Source organism: Mycobacterium sp., assembly GCF_035653355.1.
Taxonomy (GTDB): domain Bacteria; phylum Actinomycetota; class Actinomycetes; order Mycobacteriales; family Mycobacteriaceae; genus Mycobacterium.
The window spans coordinates 1-3,309 of sequence record NZ_DASRBZ010000495.1 but is presented as its reverse complement, the minus strand read 5'-3'; the positions used below and the strand labels follow the sequence as shown (position 1 = coordinate 3,309).

The 3,309-nt window shown below is 62.5% G+C and carries 4 protein-coding genes and 1 pseudogene; all 5 read left to right on the top strand.

Annotation, left to right across the window (positions count from 1 at the left end; genetic code table 11):
• Window positions 1-1,345: pseudogene (locus VFA16_RS17055) on the top strand (vitamin B12-dependent ribonucleotide reductase); the annotation flags it as partial.
• 108 nt (window positions 1,346-1,453) lie between these two features.
• Window positions 1,454-1,630 carry a hypothetical protein gene (locus VFA16_RS17050; RefSeq protein ID WP_324968952.1) on the top strand — a complete coding sequence of 59 codons (177 nt, stop codon included), beginning with the start codon at window positions 1,454-1,456 and terminating at the stop codon, window positions 1,628-1,630.
• Window positions 1,631-1,845: 215 nt separating this feature from the next.
• A complete protein-coding gene (locus VFA16_RS17045; RefSeq protein ID WP_324968951.1) occupies window positions 1,846-2,076 on the top strand; it encodes a DUF2188 domain-containing protein in 231 nt (76 codons plus the stop codon).
• 102 nt (window positions 2,077-2,178) lie between these two features.
• Complete coding sequence (locus VFA16_RS17040; protein WP_324968950.1) at window positions 2,179-2,787, top strand: hypothetical protein; 609 nt, start codon at window positions 2,179-2,181, stop codon at window positions 2,785-2,787.
• Window positions 2,729-3,289, top strand: coding sequence for a tyrosine-type recombinase/integrase (locus VFA16_RS17035; protein WP_324968949.1), 561 nt, complete (start codon window positions 2,729-2,731; stop codon window positions 3,287-3,289). Before VFA16_RS17040 ends, VFA16_RS17035 begins: the two co-directional genes overlap by 59 nt.
• The last annotated feature ends 20 nt before the right edge of the window (window positions 3,290-3,309 follow it).

Sequence of the window (3,309 nt, the reverse complement as noted above, 5' to 3'; positions counted from 1 at the left end):
CGCCGAGGCACATCAGCGGATCATGCGCAAGCATGCCGCCGCCAACGATCTGATCCGTACCTACCACCACAATGATCGGACCGTTCAGAAGGCTGCTACGAAGGCATGGCAGGACGGCATCCGAATCGGGGATAAAAACGGTTGGCGAAATGCTCAGGCGAGCGTATTGGCGCCAACTGGAACTATTGGTTTCATGATGGACTGCGATACGACAGGTATCGAGCCGGACTTTTCGCTCGTCAAGTTCAAGAAGTTGGTCGGTGGCGGCTCGATGCAAATCGTCAACCAGGCGGTACCCAAGGCACTTACCGCTTTGGGTTATCAGCAGGAGCAAACCGAAGCAATCGTTGAATACATCTCTGAGCATGGCCATGTTATCGATGCCCCAGGGCTGCGGGCGGAACATTATGAGGTCTTTGATTGCGCGATGGGCGAGCGGGCCATTTCCCCTATGGGTCATGTGCGCATGATGGCGGCTGTCCAACCGTTTATCTCAGGCGCGATTAGCAAGACCGTCAACATGCCGGAGAAGGCTACGGTTGCCGATGTCGAAGAAATCTACCTTCAAGCATGGAAGATGGGGCTCAAGGCACTGGCAATCTACCGGGACAATTGCAAGGTGGGTCAACCGCTGTCCACCGGTAAGTTCGGTGCAAGTGGGACCGATAAGGCAGTGGCTGACGCCAGACCGGTGCGCAAGCGACTCCCCAAGAAGCGGCCTAGCGAGACAGTATCATTTACCGTAGGTGGCGCAGAGGGTTACCTGACAGCGGGGTCGTATCCGGATGGTGGGCTCGGCGAGCTGTTTATAAAAATGTCTAAGCAGGGTTCTACCTTGGCCGGTGTGATGGACGCCTTCTCGATAGCGATCTCGATAGCGTTGCAATATGGAGTGCCGCTGGAGACCTACGTCTCAAAATTCGTCAATATGCGATTTGAGCCAGCGGGGATGACCGACGACCCGGATGTGCGCATGGCGACCAGCGTCGTCGACTACTTGTTCCGTCGCATGGCGCTAGATCACTTGCCTAAGGACAAGCGAGAACAGTTGGGCATTTTGTCTGCCGAAGAACGCACCATGCAGGTAGCTGCGGACTATGGCGTCGACAGGGATAACGGCATCGATATCGAAACCCTTCGTGGCTCGGTGGAGTCGACCACCACGCTTTCGCCGGTGCAAGCCCGCCCCGCCCCGGTGTATGTGGGCAGCTCCACTGAGCTGGTGGAACTGCAACTGGGCAAGGCTGCGGACGCGCCACTGTGTATGACTTGCGGAACGAAGATGCGTCCTGCGGGATCCTGCTATGTCTGCGAGGGTTGTGGCTCAACGAGCGGATGCAGTTGAAAACGGCGATGTTGCGGTGATTGCAACATCGAGTGGATCGGCGGGGGCCGGTGCTGTTGCCGGCTCCCGCCACCTGTCGGGCTCCCGGCCTGAGGGCAGGCCGGGCGAGTGAAGGGAGGTGAGGAAGTTGGCTACAACAGCGGAAAGGGCTATCGCCATGGCGCGGTACGCCGTCGCACACAGTCCCAGACGCCCAACGGCGAATGGACAAAGCGTGACAGCGACACCGGTCGTTTCATGGACGGTGCGAAGGAGCCGTTCAAGGGCGTCCGCAAGGAGAAGTAGCTGGGCCCGAGACGGGGGTGCCGTTAACACCCCCGTCCCGGGACCCGCACGGTAAACACTCAGACGGAGTTCGCGCATCAGGGCGAGGGCGATCGACCCCCTATTGTGTACTCCGGCAGCGTCAGCCTTGCGGGTATCAGGCCCCGCCGAACAGGTCGGCCGGGCTACGGGACGAGTGCGTCGCTGCCCGCGACGCGCAGGAAAGGAAGGCCTTCATGGCCGCAGGCGACATCCACATGGTCCATCGCGACGGCCGCTGGTACAACGAGGTTGAAGGCGGTCAGCGCGCCAGTAACAGCGCTCCGACCAAGGCTGAGGCTCAGTCCACGGGTCGCGACATGGCGATCGATCGTGGCGTGGAGCACGTCATCCACAACCTCAACGGCGAGATCGGCGAGCGGAATACCTACCCGCGTAGTCGGGATCCGCGCTCGTCGCAGGGGTAGTTCTGCTTCCCAGCGGGCTTCAGGCTCGGCCGGGCAGCAATGTTCGGCCGAGTCAGGGGGCGCCCACACCGGGTGCATCGATGTTGTGTTAGATACAACGCCGTGGATCATGATACGGCGCTGGTTGGCACGGCGTCTTCGGTGTTGGCCGCTGGGGTTCGGCATCTCGACCCGGCGCCGGCGGTGTTTGAGGCGATGCTGGATGGGTGGTCACGCCAGCAGCGATCCTGCTTCCTGCAGGCCGACGCGACGATCAAGCCCCGGCTTGAGGTGGTGCGCCGGTTCGCCCGGTTCTCCAACCAGTACCCCTGGCAGTGGACACCGGGCGAGCTCGAGGCGTTCATGGTCTCGATCTCGGTGGCGATGTCGACCGCGCGCAGCTGCCAGAACGCGCTGCGGCTGTTCTGCGACCACGTCACTGACGCCCGCTACGGCTGGCCCGGCGAGTGCCTGCAGCGGTTCGGCGCTGCCCCGCAGCAGGTGCTGCACGAGTGGAACTCGGTGGTCCACAACGTCGAGTTCGAGGGTCGCACATCACGGCGACCGTTGAGCTACGACGAGGTCCAGTCCCTGTTCGACGCCGCCGACGGCCGCGTCGAGGAGATCCGCGAAACGTCGACGCAAGGGAGCCGCCGCCGCGCAACGGGACGCAGTGCTGCTCAAGACGGTCTACGCGTTCGGGCTGTGTCGCCAGGAAGCCCGGGGCCTTGACCTCGTGGATCTACGCAGCAACCCGAAGGCCAAGGCCTTCGGCCGCGTCGGCGGACTGTTCGTTCGCCACGGAAAATCCTCGCGCGGCAGTGCTCCAAAGCGTCGCACTGTCCTGACGGTTCCGGAGTTCGACTGGATCGTCGAGCTGATCGAGCATTACCTCACCGAGGTCCGGCCGATGTTCGTCCCGAGGGAGCATCGGGCGTTCTGGGTGACCGAGCGCCGCGGTCGGATGTCGCTGCGGTCGATCAACGAGGCTTTCGAGCACGCCCGCGCTGCGGCTGGCATCGACCCTGAGCTCGACCTGCACTCGCTGCGGCACTCTTACGTCACGCACCTGGTCGAGTTCGACTATCCCGAGCGCTTCGTCCAGGAGCAGGTCGGTCACTCCTACGCCAGCACCACGGCGATCTACACCGGGGTCTCCGACGACTGCCGCAACCGACTGCTGCAGCGGTCGCTGACCGCGCCCGGCCTTGACCTGTGGGAGCCCGAATCATGATCAAGAAGATGGGCGTTCAG

Bases quoted from the DNA above. Each gene is read 5' to 3' on its own strand.
- VFA16_RS17045 (WP_324968951.1), top strand. From the start codon at position 1,846: ATGGCCGCAGGCGACATCCACATGGTCCATCGCGACGGCCGCTGGTAC.